This is a genomic window from Paenibacillus sp. Pae15, assembly GCF_024519685.1.
Taxonomy (GTDB): domain Bacteria; phylum Bacillota; class Bacilli; order Paenibacillales; family NBRC-103111; genus Paenibacillus_G; species Paenibacillus_G naphthalenovorans.
Genome location: NZ_JALJRM010000080.1, coordinates 1 through 786, shown reverse-complemented (window position 1 = coordinate 786; position 786 = coordinate 1). Strand labels below are relative to the sequence as shown.

Below are 786 nucleotides of genomic sequence, written 5' to 3'. Positions count from 1 at the left end.
GCTTCCGCTCCGAGCGGATGAAAGATGTCCTCGAAACGGTTTTTACAGCCATTTTAGGTTTTCTCGTCGAGGAGAAGTACGTCAAGCTGGAGCACTATTTCGTTGACGGAACCAAGATCGAAGCCAATGCCAATAAGTATACGTTTGTATGGGGAAAGGCAGTGGTAAAGCACAAGGCCAAGCTGCAGGAAAAAGTGAAGACACTGTTTGCGAGCATCGAGGCGGCAGAGCAACAGGAAGAACAGGAAGAGCAAGGCCGGGATTTGTCGGAGCTCGGCGAAGCTGCCAGCCTCACAAGTGAAAAGCTGGAAAAGGCGGTTCAGAAGCTGGAAGAGAAGCTGCAGCACAAGCCTAAAGACAAGCCGCTAAAAAAAAGCGGTACGGATGCTGCGGAAGGACCTGCTGCCCCGGCTACAAAAGTATGAACGACATCAGGAAGTGCTGGGATAACGGAACAGCTGCAGCAAAACCGATCTGGACGCAACGTTCATGCGAATGAAGGAGGATCACATGCGAAATGGGTAATTGAAGCCCGGATACAACGTACTGATCGGAACGGAAAACCAATTTATTGTCGGTTACAGTCTGCATCAGCGTCCAACGGATACACGTTGCTTGAAACCGCATCTGGAGAAAGTGAAAGCGGCTCTAGGCAAACTGCCGGATACAGTCATTGCCGATGCAGGGTATGGCGGAGAAGAAAACTACGCCTATTTGGAGCAAGAAGAAGTTCAGGCCATTGTCAAATACAGCACCTACCACAAAGAGAAATCGAAGAAATGGCAA

Annotated in this window: 1 pseudogene; it reads left to right on the top strand. The window is 49.7% G+C overall.

Features of this window, described 5'->3' with window-relative positions:
* Nucleotides 1–786, top strand: a pseudogene (locus NR121_RS25525) (transposase); the annotation flags it as partial.